The sequence below is a fragment of the Sphingomonas sp. P4_D12 genome (assembly GCF_056401895.1).
The window spans coordinates 1-15693 of the sequence record NZ_JBFUIL010000007.1 but is presented as its reverse complement, the minus strand read 5'-3'; the positions used below and the strand labels follow the sequence as shown (position 1 = coordinate 15693).

The following is a 15693-nucleotide window of genomic DNA, read 5'->3' as shown; positions in this document are numbered from 1 at the left end:
GGTTAAGAAATCAGGAGCGGCGTCGGGTATCACCCGCGATAAAATAGCACCGCCACCGCCGCGATCACCAGCGAGATGCCGACCGCCCACATCGCGCGAACGCGGCCCGCTTGCTGTTCGCGGTAATGATTGGCGACCAGATCGAGCCAATAATGGCCCGGCAGCGTTTCGCGCACGACGCCGGCTTTCCTCAGCTTCATCAGTTCAGCGACGTCGCCCGGCCCGGGACTGAACGCGATCGCCTGTTCGGGCGCCAGCGCGTGCGCCTGGATCATCGCGCGCGCGATCCGCGAGCGCGTGCGCAACATCGCCGGATGGATCGGCGGCGGCCCCGCCGGTCCCGGCTGCGGCACGATGCCGATCAGGTCGAGCTTGCCGCTCATCCGCCGCCCGCGAGGAAACCAAGCGCAACGCCGATCGCCACGGCGGCGCCGACCGCCAACCCCGCGCGACGGCGACGCGACCTGGTCCAATTGTCAAAGGCCGGAATGTCGAGCCAATAGGTCCCCGCCTTGCCGACATGGACGACGCCTTGCTCGATCAAGCGCTCGAGCAAGCGGCGCTCGATCCCGCGACTCGGGACATAGGAGATGGCCTTGTCGGCTGCGACCGCGTTCTGCGTCATGAAATGCGACATCAGCCTGCGCCGCGCTCGTGCCGCCGCGCCTGCCGCTGCTCCTGCCGCTGCTCCACCCATAAGCCTCACTCCCCCCGGTCTTGTATCCAATATACCATCAACGTCGCCGCCCTTGATGGCGGATGTTGGGCGGACGGCCGCGGCGTTTCAAGACGCGTTCGGGTTTCTTGCCCGGCGACGCGGCGTAGCGCCCCTCAGGCAGTTCAAAACGCAGCGCGCCGGAGACCGGATTGGCCTCCGCCAGCCGCAATTGCAGGACCTGGCCGATGGCATATTCGTCGCCCGACGCCTCACCGACCAATTTCCTAGCAGCCTCATCGTAGCGGAAATATTCGCTGCCCAGGTCGCGAACCGGCAGCAAGCCGTCGCCGCCGATCCCGGCGACCGTCGCGAAGATGCCGAAATTCTGCACGCCGGTGATGCGGGTCTCGACGATCTCGCCGACCTTCTCGGCCAGGAAAGCGGCGACATAGCGGTCGATCGTGTCGCGTTCGGCCTCCATCGCGCGGCGCTCGAGCCGGCTGATCGATTCGCCGATCCGCTCCATCCCCGCCGCTTCGTCATCGGTCAGCCCGCCAGGGCCGAGGCCGTAAGCGGCAACCAGCGAGCGATGGACGATGAGATCGGCATAACGGCGGATCGGCGAGGTGAAATGCGCATAGCTGCCGAGCGCGAGCCCGAAATGGCTGTGATTGCCCGGCGCGTAATAGGCTTGGGTCTGCGAGCGCAGCACCTGTTCCATCACTTGCGGGCGGAAGTCGACGTCACCGATCTTGTCGAGGATATGGTTGAAGGTGGCGGGCTGAATCACCTGGCCGAGCGCGAACTTGACGCCCCAGGTTTCGAGATAGTCCTTGAGCGCGACCAGCTTCTCGCGCGCCGGCGGTTCGTGGACGCGGTACATCACCGGCGCCTTCTTCGCCTCGAGCGCTTTGGCCGCCGCGACATTGGCGGCGATCATGTAATCCTCGATCAGCCGGTGCGCGTCGAGCCGCTCGCGCGGCGCGACCGACAGGATGCGGCCCATCTCGTCGAGCACCACCCGGCGCTCGGGCAGATCGAGATCGAGCGGCTCGCGTTTGTCGCGGGCAGTCGCCAGCGCCCGCCAGCAGGACCAGAGGGGCACCAACGCGCCCTCAACCAGCTCGTCATCCCAGCGAAAGCTGGGATCTCGTGTCGCTGTGGCTGACGCCTTCTGAGACCCCAGCTTTCGCTGGGGTGACGACCGCGCATCGATCGCCGCCTGCGCGTCCTCATACGCAATATTCGCCGCGATCCGCACGACCGCGCGAGTGAAGCGCCAAGATTTGAGCGTCCCGTCCCTGGCAATCTGCAAATGACAGGCGAGCGCCGCGCGATCCTCGCCAGTCTTGAGCGAACACACTTCCGCCGACAGGATTTCGGGCAGCATCGGCACGACACGGTCGGGGAAATAGACCGAATTGCCGCGCCGCCGCGCCTCGCGATCGAGCGCCGAGCCGGGACGAACGTAGAAGGACACGTCGGCGATCGCGACCACCGCTTTCCAGCCGTCGGGATTCTTGGGGTCATCGTCGGGCGCCGCCCAGACCGCATCGTCATGGTCGCGCGCATCGGCGGGATCGATCGCGACGATCGGCAGGTCAGTCAGGTCTTCGCGCCCCTCACCCAGCGGCTGCTTCGCGACGCGTTCGGCTTCCTCCAACGCTTCGTCGGCAAAGCGATCGGGAATGTCGTGCTCATGGATCGCGATCAGCGAGAAGCTGCGCGGCGCGAACGGGTCGCCCAATCGTTGCGTGACACGCACGGTGATGCGCGGCGGGCGCCCGGCCTTTTCGGCCAGCACCAAGTCGCCCGGTTCGGCATCGCCGGCATCGGACACCTGATATTGCCGCCGCTCGCGTTTCTCGACACCTTCGAGCCACAGTCGATCGCCTTCGCGCCGGAGTACGCCCAGCATCAGCTCCTCGCCCTTGGCGAGATGCTTCATCGGGTGCGCGATCCAGCCCTTTCCGGCCTCTTCGGTGCGGGCGAGAATACGGTCGCCGACGCCGAGCGCGGATCGCTTGCTCCGTTCGCGCACGCGCAGCCGCGGTACCGGCACGCCTTCGGCTTCCCAGCGTTCCGGGACCGCCCAGACATTGCCGCCATCGTCGACATCGGAGATGCGGAGCATGGTCACCTTGGGTAGCCCGCCCATCTTGTGAAAGGCGCGGCCGGGCGCGCTGTCGATCAGGCCTTCGTCGGCCATGTCCTTGAGCAGTGCCTTGAGTGCGATCTTCTCCTGTGCGGTCAGGCCGAAGCCGCGCGCGATTTCGCGCTTGCCCGCCGGCGTATCGGACGAGGCGATGAAATCGAGGATCTGCTGTCGCGTGGGAAGGCCGGGTTTATGCTTTGGTTTTGCCATGTCAGGGCAAGATAGGCCCAAGCGGCCTTCCCGTCACCCCGCCCGCGTCAGCGCGCGAGCAGGTCGATGATGTCGCGTACCAGCCGCGTCTGCGGATCGACGATATAGACGGAATCGTCGCGATAAACGTAGCGGTAGCGCGCATTGTATGGAACGCGGTAGCGATACGCCCGCGGTATCGCGTCGTAGCGCGTCCAGCCGTTATAGCCGGCCGGAATGCGAGCGCCGCGATCCCAATAATATTTGCGCGCCTGCCCCGGCGGCATGCAGCCATTGCCTTTCTTCGCGAGCCCAGGCGGGCATCCCCCGTGCCGGCCCTGGCCGGGATCGGCGCTCGCTGATGTGGCGAGCATGGTCGCGACCGCGACCGCGCTAGCCGCGATGAGGAATTTTCGCATATGGGATGCATCCTGCAGTTGACGTAGACGTGATGAACCGGTGAGACCGGCAACTGTTCCGCCCCCGTGCCGAAACCAGGATTGAACCCGTGACGTACGACCTCCTCATCGCCGGCGGCGGGATCAATGGCTGCGCGATCGCGCGTGAAGCGTCGCTACTCGGGCTGAAAGTCCTGCTGGTCGAGCGCGACGACCTTGCCAGCCACACGTCATCGGCCTCGACCAAGCTGATCCATGGCGGCTTGCGGTATCTCGAATATTACGACTTCCGGCTGGTCGCCGAGGCGTTGCGCGAGCGCGAATTGCTGGTCCACGCCGCGCCGCACATCATCCGCCCATTGCGCTTCGTCCTGCCGCAGGAGAATGCCGTGCGGCCGTGGTGGATGGTCCGGATCGGGCTCTACCTCTACGACATGCTCGGCGGGAAGATGAGCCTACCCCGCTCGCGCGGATTGCGCGCGTCGGACAAGGACTACATCTCGCCGCTCAAGGGCGGCAGTAGCGGGTTCGTCTACTCCGACGCGCAGGTCGACGATTCACGCCTGACCCTGCTCAACGCGGTCGACGCCCATGCCAATGGCGCCGAGATCTGCACCCGGGTCTCGCTCGACAGCGCGCGGCGCGAGGGCGACCATTGGACCGCGACCCTGTCCAATCGCCGCAAGGTCGAGGCGCGCGCGCTGGTCAATGCGGCGGGTCCCTGGGTCCATCTGATGCTCGATCGCCTGGGCCTCGACGGCAAGGCCAAGGTCCGGCTGGTCAAGGGCAGCCATATCGTGGTGCCCAAACTCTATGAGGGCGACCACGCTTATATCCTCCAGCTGCCCGACCGCCGCATCATCTTCGCCATTCCGTGGCAAGGCGGGACCGAGATCGGCACGACCGACGTTCCGGTCGATGCGCCCGAAGACGCCAAGATCACCGACGATGAGATCGCCTATCTGTGCCAGGGCGCGAACCATCATTTCGTCAAGCAGATCACGCCGGCCGACGTGACCTATAAATGGTCGGGCGTGCGTCCGCTGTACGACGATGGCGCGAGCGAGGCCAAGGCGGTGACGCGCGATTATGTGCTCGAACTCGACACTGACGGGCCGCCGCTGTTGAGCGTATTCGGCGGCAAGATCACCACCGGGCGCCATCTGGCCGAGGACGCGATGGGCAAGCTCGGCCCGGAGCTGGGGCTAAAGCGCCGTCCGGTGTCGCGCGCGCGGGTATTTCCAGGTGGCGCGATCGCCGACTTCGACCAGTTCGTCGCCCAGGTCCGCGCGACCTGGCCGTTCCTTGGCGACGATCGGTCGCAGCGAATGGCGCATGCTTATGGCACGATGCTCGGCGACATGCTCGATGGCGTGACTGACGAAGCCGGCATGGGCGCCGATCTGGGCGGCGGCCTGACCGAGATCGAGGCGCGCTGGATGCGCGACCGCGAATGGGCACGGACCGCCGAGGATGCTCTCATGCGGCGCAGCAAGCTCGGGCTGCACCTGACCACCGCCGAGCGTGATCGCGTCGACCATTGGTGGCAGGAAAACGGCGTTTAGTCAGTCATTAACCGGCCTTGTTGCATAGCCGCTCCAAGGGCAGACGGGGGCCGGACGATGGCTACGACATTTTCGCATTTTCGCCGCCGGGCGACTGACGCCAAGTACGATCTGAAACCGGTCCTTTCGGTCGCGCATGCCAGCGTGAAACGCCACCGAAAAGCCGCGCTTCACCAGCTGTCGATCTACGGCTGCCGCCTCTCAAGCCGTATCGAAGCCGAGCAGGGCGAATCGCTGACGCTCCGGTTCGATCGCAGCGCGCCGATCGCCGCCACCGTGATCTGGTGTGCCGACGGGTTGATCGGCGCGCGCTTCGACGAGCCGATCGAGCGCGAGATGATGCGTTCGCTGACGCTGCGCATCGCCTGAATCGCGCCTGTCGCGTCAGCGCCGGTGCGCGGCGAAGAACTCCCACATCAACGCGGTACCGTCGACCTTGCCGGTATTGCGAGTCACCCCCGGCCTTCCCAGACCGCGTCCCGGCCAGCCATGTTCGGCGCCCTTCATGATGTAGAAGTCGACATCCGCACCGGCGGCGCAGCCGGTCCATGTTTCGCGAACAAAATCGCTCGTCTCGCTCCGCACCGGGCCCTTGGTGCAACGGTTGGCGGCCGCCCAATAAGTCGCGGCGTAGCGCGAGGGCTTGTACGGCATGCCCTGCGACCGCCGAACGATGCCTGTCGTGCTGGTCCCGCCGGCGACGGGCACCTGCTCGTCCTTCTCGGCGTTGACGATCAGCACCGGCACCGCGGCTACAGGCCGCGGCTCGTTGCCGAACAACGCGCCGACAAAGATCGCCGCGCCGGCAATACGATCGCCCAGCTCGATCGCCACGCGCTCGGCCATCATCCCGCCGTTCGACATGCCGACGACATAGACGCGCTTCGGATCGACCGGCTGCGTGCGGTCGAGTTCGTCGATCATCGACCGGATGAAGCCGATATCGTCGATCTTCTCGCGCATCGCATAAGCGCAGCAGCCACCAGCGTTCCAGGTTTCGAGCTTGCCCAGGCGCGACGATCCCTCAGGCAACGCGAGGATGAAGCCTTCCTTCGCCGCCTTGTCGATCAGCCCGGCCGATTTGGCGACCTGCGCGCCATTGCCGCCGCCGCCATGGAGCGCGATGACCAGGGGCCGACGCCCGCTACCGGGCGGAACGAACAATTGATATGTGCGATTGCCGATCCGATGCGACACCAGCGGCCCATCGGCGGCTGGCGCGCTAGTCGGCAGCTGCAGCACGATGCCGGCGATCCCGATCAACACCAATATCCAACGCATGGTGGCCCTCCTTGCCCTCATGCGCGTTCAACGCGCGAGGGGCCGGCCACCCTTCGCGTCAGGCGACCGCGATCACCGCCAGCGTGATGCGCGACAGGCAGATCAGCTTGCCGGCATCGTCGGTGATGCGGATCGTCCAGATCTGCGTCGTGCGGCCGAGCGATTCGGCCTTGGCGACCGCGGTGACGTAACCCGACATTGCCGGACGGATATGGTTGGCATTGATCTCCATCCCGACCGTGACCTGTTTGGCCGGGTCGAGCGTCATCGCCCCGCCCATCGAGGCGACCGTCTCCGCTAGCGCGACCGAAGCGCCGCCATGCAACCGCCCGAACGGCTGATGCGTGCGATGATCGACCGGCATGCGAGCCGACACCCAATCGTCACCTGCTTCCAGGAATTCGACCCCGAGCAAGCCGGGCATCGATTTTCCGCCCATCGCCGTCATCGCTGCGAGGTCGGGTTTTTGGCCGCCGAACCAGATCATGCTGCCGGCGCTCCTGCGAAAGCAGACGCACCGCGAACGTGAGCGTCCATGTTCAGTAAGCCCGCGCAATCAGCACGCGCTCGACCGCCGGCGCGCCGGTGAAGATGCACGGACCGTCAGCCGGCGCCGAATCGCGCGGCGTATTGCGCAGGGTCAGCTTGAGCGCCTTCAATTGCTCCTCGACCTTGTCGAGATCGGCACCACTCGGCTTCGACCATTGCGCCAGCACCCAACCCGGCCTTTCGACGCCCTCCGCGAAGAACGCCTTCAGCCCGTCCATGTCGGTCACGTCGGTCGCGATATTGCCGTCCAGCCGCAGCTTCGCCTGTATGTAGAGACCGTGCTGGATCTCGGTCAGCAAGGCGGCCGCCTGCGCCACGCAGCCGTTCTTCGTCACGACAGCGCTGTCGAGCTTGCCGTCCTCGCGATAGAGCGCGTCGCGGCGGATCAGCGAGACGTTGCCCCCCGCCATGTCGCGCCCGCCAACCTCGATCACGATCGGCGCGCCTTTCTTGATCCAGCTCCAGCGCTTGGTGGTCGACTTGGTCGCCTTGAGGTCGAGCAGCACGCGCAGCGGCTCGCCGAACGCACTTTCCTTGACCAATGCCTCCCGGATGCCCTGGCAATAATCGATCAGCGCGGCATCCTCGTCATTGTCGCGCAGCATCGGCACGATCACGATCTGCCACGGCGCGACCTGCGGCGGCACGCGCAGCCCGTCGTCATCGCCATGCGTCATGATCAGGCCGCCGACCATGCGCGTCGACATGCCCCAGCTGATCGTGTTGGCCGGCTCGAACTGCCCCTCGGTGTTTTGGAAGCGGATGTTCTGCGCCTCGGCGAAATGGGTGCCAAGGAAGTGGCTGGTGCCCGCCTGGAGCGCCTTTCCGTCCTGCATCATCGCCTCGATCGACCAGGTCTCGACCGCGCCGGGGAAACGCTCATTTTCGGGCTTCTCGCCGGCGATCACCGGCATCGCGACGCATTCCTCGGCGAACGAGCGATAGAGTTCGAGCGCTTTGGCCGTCTCCGCTTTCGCCTGCTTGGCCGAGGCATAGGCCGCGTGCCCTTCTTGCCACAGGAATTCCGACGTGCGCAGGAACATGCGCGTGCGCATTTCCCAACGGACGACATTGGCCCATTGGTTGATCTGCACCGGCAAATCGCGCCATGACTGGATCCAGCGCGCGAACGCGGCGCCGATCACGGTTTCGGAGGTCGGCCGGACGATCAGCGGCTCTTCGAGCTTGGCGGCGGGATCGGGCACCAGCCCGCCCTTGCCGTCGGGAATCAGGCGGTGGTGCGTGACGACCGCCATTTCCTTGGCAAAGCCTTCGACATGCTCCGCTTCCTTTTCGAAATAGGAAAGCGGAATGAACAGCGGGAAGTAGGTGTTGTCGTAACCGAGCGCGCGGATGCGGTCGTCGATCAGGCGCTGCATGCGTTCCCAGATGCCGTAGCCCCATGGCCGCATGACCATGCACCCGCGGACCCCGCTTTCCTCGGCCATATCGGCCTCGGCGATGACGGTCTGATACCATTCCGCGAAGTTCTCGGCGCGGGTGACGGATAAAGCGTGCTTGATCATGACGGGGGCGGATAGCGGGAAAGTCTGCCCGGTCCAAGCGCCTGCTCTTGCCGAAAGGCCAGTGCGTCCCTTACGCTGTTGCGGGGCAAGGGGGGACTCTATGAGCTATAACGAGCGGTCTGACGGCTATCAGGGCGTCAAATACGGTGCCGTGGCGATGATCCTTATCGGCGGCGCCTTCGTCCTGAAGATGTGCGGTGGACTGGCTGGGATTTTTGGCGGCCTGCCACCGATGACGCCGTTGGCGGCACAGTCACAGCTGCTGAACGATCCGCAGAGTGGTCCGCTCTTCAAGACGCTACAGAAAACCTATCCGAGCGAATTCGACGGTCTGACCAATGAGCTCGCGCGGCGCGGCGCCGAATTCCAGAGCAAACAGGATATCGTCAGCGGCGGACGCGCCTATCTGCTCGCGGCGATGAAGCGGCACCTTGGCGAAATCGGAGAGGCCCCGCATGCGTCGCTGTCCGACTATCGCAAATCGGAAATCGCGGCGCTGCAGGCGTTGCAGATCGACGATGCCGCCTCGTGCGCTGCCTATTTCACCACTGGCGTCATCAACCTGCCCAAAGCCACGTCGGCGGTTAAGACGGCGATGACGGAGTTTCAGATCAAGACCTGGACGACCGCGGCAGCCGGACGGGACCAATCGGTAAAGCGCACCGTGGCCAAGCCGGGCGTAGAGGACGTCAAGGCGATCATGTCGAGAGCGGCGCAGGTTAGGTCGAATCAGGACGACGTCGATAAGCTGCTGGCAGGAACATCACTGCCCGACAAAGCCGAGTGTGGCGCAGGTCTCGCGTTGCTGCAGGGAATCGACGCATTGCCCGACGCCCGAGCAGATAATTTCACCGCTTTCATGGTCCAAACCGTCGCAGCCAAGCCCTGACCGCCGCCTTGTGCTGCGCGACGGCGCGGCGCATGGCAATGATATGGGGGCAGCGGCGCAGGAAAATAACGATCGCGTGATGCTGGGCATCGCGATGCGGCTGCTCGCGGTGTTCCTGCTGTCCAGCCTGTCCGCGCTGATCAAGGTCGCCGAGACGCGTGGCGCCAACCTCGCCGAGATCATGTTCTTCCGTCAGGGCGCCGCCGTGCCGGTAGTGCTCGCCTATATGATGGTCGCGGGCCCGGGCCCGGGCCTGGGCGCGGTGCAGTCGCGCGCGGTGCGCGGTCAGGTGATCCGCGCCACGGTCGGACTGACCGGCATGGTATTCAACTTCGGCGCGATACTGTTGCTGCCGCTGGCCGAGGCAACCACCCTGGCCTTCACCGTCCCGATCTTCGCGACAATATTGGGCGCGCTGGTGCTCAAGGAACCGACCGGCTGGCATCGCTGGGGCGCGGTGGCCGCCGGGTTCCTCGGCGTGCTGATCGTCACCCAACCGGGCAGCGGGCATTTCCCGATCGGCGGCGCACTGGTCGGGCTCACCTCGGCGGTGTTCGTCGCGCTGGTCGCGATCCAGCTCCGCCAGATCGGCAAGGTCGACGCGCCGGTCACGACGGTGTTCTGGTTCTCGTCGCTGTCGATGGTGCCGCTGACGCTGATCTATCCGTTCTACGCGCATGGCCACGACGCCACGACCTTCGCGGTATTGATCGCGATGGGCCTGGTCGGCGGGCTCGGCCAGATCGCCTTCACCGCCGCGCTCAAATACGCGCCGGTCTCCGCGGTGATGCCGATGGACTATTCGAGCCTGATCTGGGCGACACTCTATGGCTGGGTATTGTTCGGCATGCTGCCGACCCCATGGACCTGGGTCGGCGCGCCGGTGATCGTCGCCAGCGGCCTGTACATCGTCTGGCGCGAGCACCGCGTCGCACGCCACCCGCAGGTGCGCGAGGCGATCGCGGACTAGGCGCGGCTTAGGCCCGAGCCCCGCGCACCTCGTCGAGCATCTGGCGGGCACGCACGAACATCTCCAGCCGCGTGGCCGCGAACAGCCCCAGGGCCAAGGCGATCAGCACATCGGTGACCAGCATCGCGCTGATGTGAAAGCCGTTCCCCACCCCGCTCGCCAGAATGGTCTTGGCGCTCATGCGCACCGCGATCAGGACGACGATGAAGATCATCGCCGCAGGTGACGCCTTCTGGTTGAGCACATGCGTTTCGGGATCGACGTGGATCTGCATCATCTTGCCGCGCTGCCAGCCGATCGCGGCGCCGGCGAGCAAGGCCGCGGCGCTGATTGCCCAGCCGATCGCCGTCGGCGGAAACTGATAGAACATCACCCCGGCGAAGATCAGATAGATCGCCGGAACGATCCAGAGCGTCTCCAGCCGCAATCGGCGCAATTGGCTCATCCGCCGCAAGCGGAATGCCAGCAATGCTACAACGACGACTGTGGTGACGGCGTAACTGATAAGCTGTTGCTGCTGCATGACAGTCCCCGAGAAACCCCGGAGACTGTCATAGCAACCTAACTCACTCTCGCGCTAGCCCTATTCGGCCGCTTGCGCCAGCTCCGGATCCTTCCACACCAGCACCGGCTTGCGCGCCGCGAGCGTCTCGTCGAGGCGGCGGCGCGGGGCGAAATGCGGCGCCGAACGTAGCGACTCGTCACCCGCCTTGGCCCGCTCCGCCACCGAGCGCAGCGCGCCGATGAACTGATCGAGCGCCGCCTTCGATTCGGTCTCGGTCGGTTCGACCAGCATCGCGCCATGGACGACGAGCGGGAAGTACATCGTCATCGGATGATAGCCCTCGTCGATCAGCCCCTTGGCGATGTCGATCGTCGAGAACCCCTCGGGCAGGCCGTCGTCGGAGAAGATCGCCTCGTGCATGCACGGGCCGGAGGCTGCGAACGGCGCGTCGAGCGTGTCTTCCAGGCTGCGCAGGATGTAATTGGCGTTGAGCACCGAATCCTCGGCGACCTGGCGCAGGCCGTCGGCACCGTGGCTGAGGATATAGGTCAGCGCGCGGGTGAACATCCCCATCTGGCCATTGAACGCGCACATCCGTCCGAAGCTGTGCGGATGGCGGTCGCCGACGGTTTCCTCCTCGACCAGCGTGATGTGCCCGTCGGCATGGCGCTCGGTGAACGGCAAGGGCCCGTAAGGCGACAATGCCTCCGACAACACCACCGGCCCGGAGCCCGGTCCACCGCCGCCATGCGGGGTCGAGAAGGTCTTGTGCAGGTTGATATGCATCGCATCGATGCCGAGGTCGCCCGGACGCACCCGCCCGACGATCGCGTTGAAATTGGCGCCGTCGCAATAGACGAACCCGCCGGCCGCGTGAACCGCGTCCGAGATCGTCTTCATCTCGCGCTCGAACAAGCCGCAGGTATTGGGGTTGGTGATCATCACGCCAGCGACATCGGGGCCCAGCCGCGCCTTGAGCGCCTCGACATCGACGCGGCCTTCGGCGGTCGCGGGAATGTCCTCGACGGCATAGCCGGCGAACGCGGCGGTGGCCGGGTTGGTACCGTGCGCCGATTCGGGAACCAGGATGACCTTGCGGTGCCCCTCGCCCTTCGCTTCGAGCGCGGCCTTGATGCACAGGATGCCGCACAATTCGCCATGCGCGCCCGCCTTGGGAGTCATTGCGACGCCGTGCATGCCGGTGAGCTCGATCAGCCATACCGCGAGTTCGTTGATCACGCCTAGCGCGCCCTGCACGGTATCGACCGGCTGGAGCGGATGGACGTCAGCGAAACCGGGCAGCCGCGCCATCTTCTCGTTCAAGCGCGGATTGTGCTTCATCGTGCACGATCCGAGCGGAAACAGGCCGAGATCGATCGCGTAATTCTGGCGACTGAGCCGGGTATAATGCCGCACCGCTTCGGGCTCGGACAGGCCCGGCAGGCCGATCGGCGCGCTGCGCTCAAGTCCGCCCAGCCGCGAGGCGACCTTGGCCGGCTCGGCGACTTCGACACCGGTCGTCTCGGTCGAGCCGATCTCGAAGATCAGCGCCTCTTCGAGCATCAGCGCGCGGTTGCCGGTGAAGGTCCCGCTCGATCCTTGACCAGCTTCAGGCGTGGTCGGGCGCCAGCCGCTCTGGTTGATATTGCTCATGCCAGCGCCTCCTCGAGCGCGGAGGCAAGCGTCTCGACGTCCTCCGTAGTGGTGGTTTCGGTGACCGCAACGACCAGCCCGTTGGCGAGATCGGCGACGTCCGGGTAGAGCCGCCCGAGCGACACGCCGGCCAGGATGCCGTTGTCGGCCAACGCGCGAACGATCGGTCGGGCTTCCTTGGACAGCTTGAGCGTGAATTCGTTGAAGAAACCGTCATTGACCAGCTCGACCCCCGGCACCTTGGCCAGCCGCTCCGCCGCGGCGACCGCGCCGGCATGGTTGGTCACAGCGAGTGCGCGCAAACCCGCTTCGCCGAGCAAGGTCATGTGGATCGAGAAAGCCAGCGCGCAGAGCCCGCTATTGGTGCAGATGTTCGACGTCGCCTTCTCGCGGCGAATATGCTGCTCGCGGGTCGAGAGCGTCAGCACGAAACCGCGCTTGCCCTCGGCATCGACGGTCTCGCCGCAGAAGCGCCCCGGCATCTGGCGGATATATTTGTCCTTGCAGCCCATCAGGCCGACATAAGGGCCGCCGAATTGCAGTCCGACGCCGATCGACTGGCCTTCGCCCACGACGATGTCGGCATCCATCTCGCCCGGCGACTTGAGCGCGCCGAGCGCGACCGGCTCGGTCACCACCGCAATCAGCAGCGCCTTCTTGGCGTGCGCCGCATCGGCCAGCGGGCGGAGGTCGGCGATGCGGCCGAGAATGTCGGGATATTGCACTACGACGCACGACGTATCGTCGTCGATTGCCGCGATCAGGCTATCGATATCGGTGTCCGCGGACAGCGTCGGCAACGATGTTTCGAGATGATCGCCGGTATATTTGGCCATCGTCTTGGCGACCGAGACGTAATGCGGGTGGAGCCCGCCCGACAGGATCGCCTTGCCGCGCTTGGTGATGCGCCGCGCCATGCCGATCGCTTCCCAGCACGCGGTCGAGCCGTCGTACATCGAGGCATTGGCGACATCGGTCCCGAGCAGGCGCGCGACCTGCGTCTGGAACTCGAACAGCATCTGCAGCGTGCCCTGCGCGATCTCGGGCTGGTACGGCGTATAGGCGGTCAGGAACTCGCCGCGCTGGATCAGGTGATCGACCGAGGCCGGCACGTGATGGCGATACGCCCCGCAGCCGAGGAAGAACGGCGCGTCGCCCGCCGCGAGATTCTTCTTCGCCAACCTGGTCATGTGGCGTTCGACCGCCAGTTCCGAGGCATGCATCGGCAGATCGCGGATCGGCCCGTCGAGCTGGGCGATCGCAGGCACGTCGACGAACAGGTCATCGATCGTCTTGGCGCCGATCGTGGCGAGCATCGCCTCTCGATCGGGCTGGGTCAGGGGCAGGTAGCGCATTCAGTTTCCCGTCGCCCCGGCGGAGGCCGGGGCCGCTAGGTTTTGGCCGGCGCGCTCCATCACGAAGCGGCCCCGGCCTCCGCCGGGGCGACGCCTGAAATCACAGCTTCGCGACGAACGCGTCGTACTTCGCTTCGTCCATCAGGCCTTCGAGTTCGCTCGGATCGCTCAGGGTCAGCTTGAAGAACCAGCCCTCGCCATCGGCGTCCTCGTTGACCAGCCCGGGATTGTCGGCGAGCTCGGCATTGCCCTCGATGACCGTTCCGGAAACCGGCGAATAGACGTCCGACGCGGCCTTGACCGATTCGACCACCGCGGCCTCGTCGCCCTTGGTGACGGCCTTGCCCTCTTCGGGGACGTCGACGAACACGATGTCGCCGAGCTGGCCCTGGGCATAATCGGTGATACCGACGGTGCCGATATCGCCATCGACATCGACCCATTCATGATCTTCGGTGAAGTAGCGCATTATTTGCTTCCTCTGACGTAGCGGTGGGGAACGAAGGGCATCGCGGCGACGGTCGCTTCATGGACCTTGCCGCGCTGGTTGAGTTGGATGCGGGTGCCGACTTCCGCCATCGCGGCGGGCACATAGGCCATCGCGATCGGCGCGCCGAGCGTGGGGGCGAAGCCGCCCGAAGTGACCTTGCCGACTTCCGAACCGTCGGCGTCGAGCACCGCGGCGCCTTCGCGGACCGGCTGGCGCCCCTCGACCAGCAGGCCGACGCGCTTCACTACCGGCCCCTGCTCGCGTTCGAGCAGGATGCGCGCGGCGCCGGGGTAATTGGCTTCCTCGCGGCGGCGCTTGCTGGCGACCGCGAAGCCGAGCGCCGCCATCAGTGGCGTCGTCTCGGGATCGAGGTCGTGGCCGTAGAGCGGCAGATCGGCTTCGAGCCGCAGCGAATCACGCGCGCCCAGGCCGATCGGCTTCACCTCGGGTTCGCCGCAGAGCAGATCGGCGATCTTTTCCGCCGCATCGGCCGGGATCGAGATTTCGAACCCGTCCTCGCCGGTATAGCCCGAGCGGCTGATATAAGCGTCGACGCCCGCGATCTCGAACCGGCCGCCTTTCATGAACACCAGGACGTCGAGCGGATAGTCGCCGGTCGTGTGGCGCTTGAGGACGTCGAACGCCTTGGGTCCCTGCAACGCGAGCAGCGCACGGTCGTCGAGATGGTTGATGGTGATCTCGTCGGGCAGATGCTCGCGCAGATGGGCGATATCCTCGTATTTCACCGCGCCGTTGACGACCATGTAGATGCCGCCCGGCCAGCGGCTGAACATCAGATCGTCGAGGATGCCGCCATTTTCGGCGAGCAGCAGCGAATATTTCTGCTGGCCGAGCGTCACGCCCTTCACGTCGGCGGGGATCAGCTTCTCCAGCTCGTCGTCGAGATTGTCGCCCGACAGCAGCAGCTGGCCCATATGGCTGACGTCGAACAGCCCGGCCGAGTCGCGCACCCACAGATGCTCGGCCATGATGCCTTCATACTGGACCGGCATGTGATAGCCGGCGAACGGCACCATCCGCCCGCCGCGGGCGCGATGCCAGGCATCGAGCGGGAGCGTCTGCAGTTCGATCTCGGTTTCGGCTTCGTCGCTCACCCCAGGTCTCCCGATAACAGATGACGGCGCGACAACGGCCCGTGAGGACCGAATATCCGCCGCCCCCTCTGTCACGGAACCTGAGAGCTTTCACCACGCCTGACGGCGCAGCTTACCCCTTCGGTGGCACGGATGCATCGCCCCCGCACGCTTTCCAGAGCGTCGCTGTCGACAAACGCGGTCCGTTTGCCTGAGAGATTCCGGGGCGGTTGCTCCTTCGGCGGCAGGTCTCCCTGCGCTCTCCCGCGTCGTCAGCGACTAGAGCAATGCTGTGACGCGGTGCAGCAACCGAGTCAATCGCGTGTTTTTGTTCGCGCTGCCGCGCGGTAGCGGTGCCAGCCCGCTCCCCCACCCGGCCTCCCATAGAATATCCTGATTGGGAGGCCGGGTGGGGG

16 protein-coding genes and 2 riboswitches are annotated in these 15693 nt (G+C 65.7%); of the genes, 4 read left to right on the top strand and 12 right to left on the bottom strand.

What is annotated here, in order from left to right:
* Positions 1-29: 29 nt before the first annotated feature.
* The 4 genes from AC1DSD_RS15660 to AC1DSD_RS15645 form a co-directional block, all read right to left on the bottom strand.
* Positions 30-383, bottom strand: a complete 354-nt coding sequence (locus AC1DSD_RS15660; protein WP_478031405.1) for a hypothetical protein — start codon at positions 381-383, stop codon at positions 30-32.
* On the bottom strand, positions 380-637 hold the full coding sequence (locus AC1DSD_RS15655) for a hypothetical protein (RefSeq protein WP_478031404.1): 258 nt from the start codon (positions 635-637) through the stop codon (positions 380-382). Before AC1DSD_RS15655 ends, AC1DSD_RS15660 begins: the two co-directional genes overlap by 4 nt.
* Before the next feature lie 97 nt (positions 638-734).
* Complete coding sequence (locus AC1DSD_RS15650; RefSeq protein ID WP_478031403.1) at positions 735-3023, bottom strand: ribonuclease R family protein; 2289 nt, start codon at positions 3021-3023, stop codon at positions 735-737.
* Between the two features lie 47 nt (positions 3024-3070).
* Positions 3071-3421, bottom strand: coding sequence for a hypothetical protein (locus tag AC1DSD_RS15645; RefSeq protein ID WP_478031401.1), 351 nt, complete (start codon positions 3419-3421; stop codon positions 3071-3073).
* Between the two features lie 89 nt (positions 3422-3510).
* Here AC1DSD_RS15645 and glpD point away from each other — a divergent pair, with 89 nt between their 5' ends.
* Together glpD and AC1DSD_RS15635 are read left to right on the top strand one after the other, a co-directional pair.
* Positions 3511-4965 (top strand): glycerol-3-phosphate dehydrogenase, encoded by a 1455-nt coding sequence (gene glpD, locus AC1DSD_RS15640; protein WP_478031399.1) that lies wholly within the window; start codon positions 3511-3513, stop codon positions 4963-4965.
* Positions 4966-5022: 57 nt separating this feature from the next.
* Positions 5023-5334 carry a PilZ domain-containing protein gene (locus tag AC1DSD_RS15635; protein WP_478031398.1) on the top strand — a complete coding sequence of 104 codons (312 nt, stop codon included), beginning with the start codon at positions 5023-5025 and terminating at the stop codon, positions 5332-5334.
* Between the two features lie 15 nt (positions 5335-5349).
* Here the strand turns inward: AC1DSD_RS15635 and AC1DSD_RS15630 are convergent, their stop codons facing one another.
* Genes AC1DSD_RS15630 through AC1DSD_RS15620 form a run of 3 tightly spaced genes read right to left on the bottom strand, consistent with a single transcriptional unit; the run spans position 5350 to position 8321 of the window.
* A complete protein-coding gene (locus AC1DSD_RS15630) occupies positions 5350-6246 on the bottom strand; it encodes an extracellular catalytic domain type 1 short-chain-length polyhydroxyalkanoate depolymerase (RefSeq protein WP_478031396.1) in 897 nt (298 codons plus the stop codon).
* A gap of 58 nt (positions 6247-6304) precedes the next feature.
* On the bottom strand, positions 6305-6733 hold the full coding sequence (locus AC1DSD_RS15625) for a hotdog fold thioesterase (protein WP_478031395.1): 429 nt from the start codon (positions 6731-6733) through the stop codon (positions 6305-6307).
* A 52-nt stretch (positions 6734-6785) separates the two neighbouring features.
* Positions 6786-8321, bottom strand: coding sequence for an aminoacyl--tRNA ligase-related protein (locus AC1DSD_RS15620; protein ID WP_478031394.1), 1536 nt, complete (start codon positions 8319-8321; stop codon positions 6786-6788).
* Between the two features lie 100 nt (positions 8322-8421).
* Here AC1DSD_RS15620 and AC1DSD_RS15615 point away from each other — a divergent pair, with 100 nt between their 5' ends.
* Entirely contained in the window at positions 8422-9210 is a 789-nt protein-coding gene (locus AC1DSD_RS15615; RefSeq protein ID WP_478031392.1) for a hypothetical protein, read from the top strand.
* Between the two features lie 10 nt (positions 9211-9220).
* The gene (locus AC1DSD_RS15610) at positions 9221-10180 is read left to right on the top strand and encodes a DMT family transporter (RefSeq protein ID WP_478031391.1); all 960 of its coding nucleotides are present in this window, start codon (positions 9221-9223) and stop codon (positions 10178-10180) included.
* A 7-nt stretch (positions 10181-10187) separates the two neighbouring features.
* Here AC1DSD_RS15610 and AC1DSD_RS15605 read toward each other — a convergent pair whose 3' ends face one another.
* From AC1DSD_RS15605 to gcvT, 5 genes are all read right to left on the bottom strand, one after another.
* Complete coding sequence (locus tag AC1DSD_RS15605) at positions 10188-10703, bottom strand: CcdC protein domain-containing protein (protein ID WP_478031389.1); 516 nt, start codon at positions 10701-10703, stop codon at positions 10188-10190.
* 60 nt (positions 10704-10763) lie between these two features.
* Positions 10764-12338, bottom strand: a complete 1575-nt coding sequence (gcvPB, locus tag AC1DSD_RS15600; RefSeq protein WP_478031388.1) for an aminomethyl-transferring glycine dehydrogenase subunit GcvPB — start codon at positions 12336-12338, stop codon at positions 10764-10766.
* Positions 12335-13693, bottom strand: a complete 1359-nt coding sequence (gene gcvPA / locus AC1DSD_RS15595) for an aminomethyl-transferring glycine dehydrogenase subunit GcvPA (protein WP_478031387.1) — start codon at positions 13691-13693, stop codon at positions 12335-12337. The genes gcvPB and gcvPA overlap by 4 nt, the downstream gene beginning before the upstream one ends.
* Before the next feature lie 100 nt (positions 13694-13793).
* Complete coding sequence (gcvH, locus tag AC1DSD_RS15590; RefSeq protein WP_478031541.1) at positions 13794-14165, bottom strand: glycine cleavage system protein GcvH; 372 nt, start codon at positions 14163-14165, stop codon at positions 13794-13796.
* Positions 14162-15298: a glycine cleavage system aminomethyltransferase GcvT gene (gcvT, locus tag AC1DSD_RS15585; RefSeq protein WP_478031386.1), complete on the bottom strand. Its 1137-nt coding sequence runs from the start codon at positions 15296-15298 to the stop codon at positions 14162-14164. Before gcvT ends, gcvH begins: the two co-directional genes overlap by 4 nt.
* Positions 15299-15356: 58 nt before the next feature.
* A riboswitch (glycine riboswitch) is annotated at positions 15357-15466 on the bottom strand.
* Positions 15467-15554, bottom strand: a riboswitch (glycine riboswitch).
* Positions 15555-15693 lie beyond the last annotated feature (139 nt).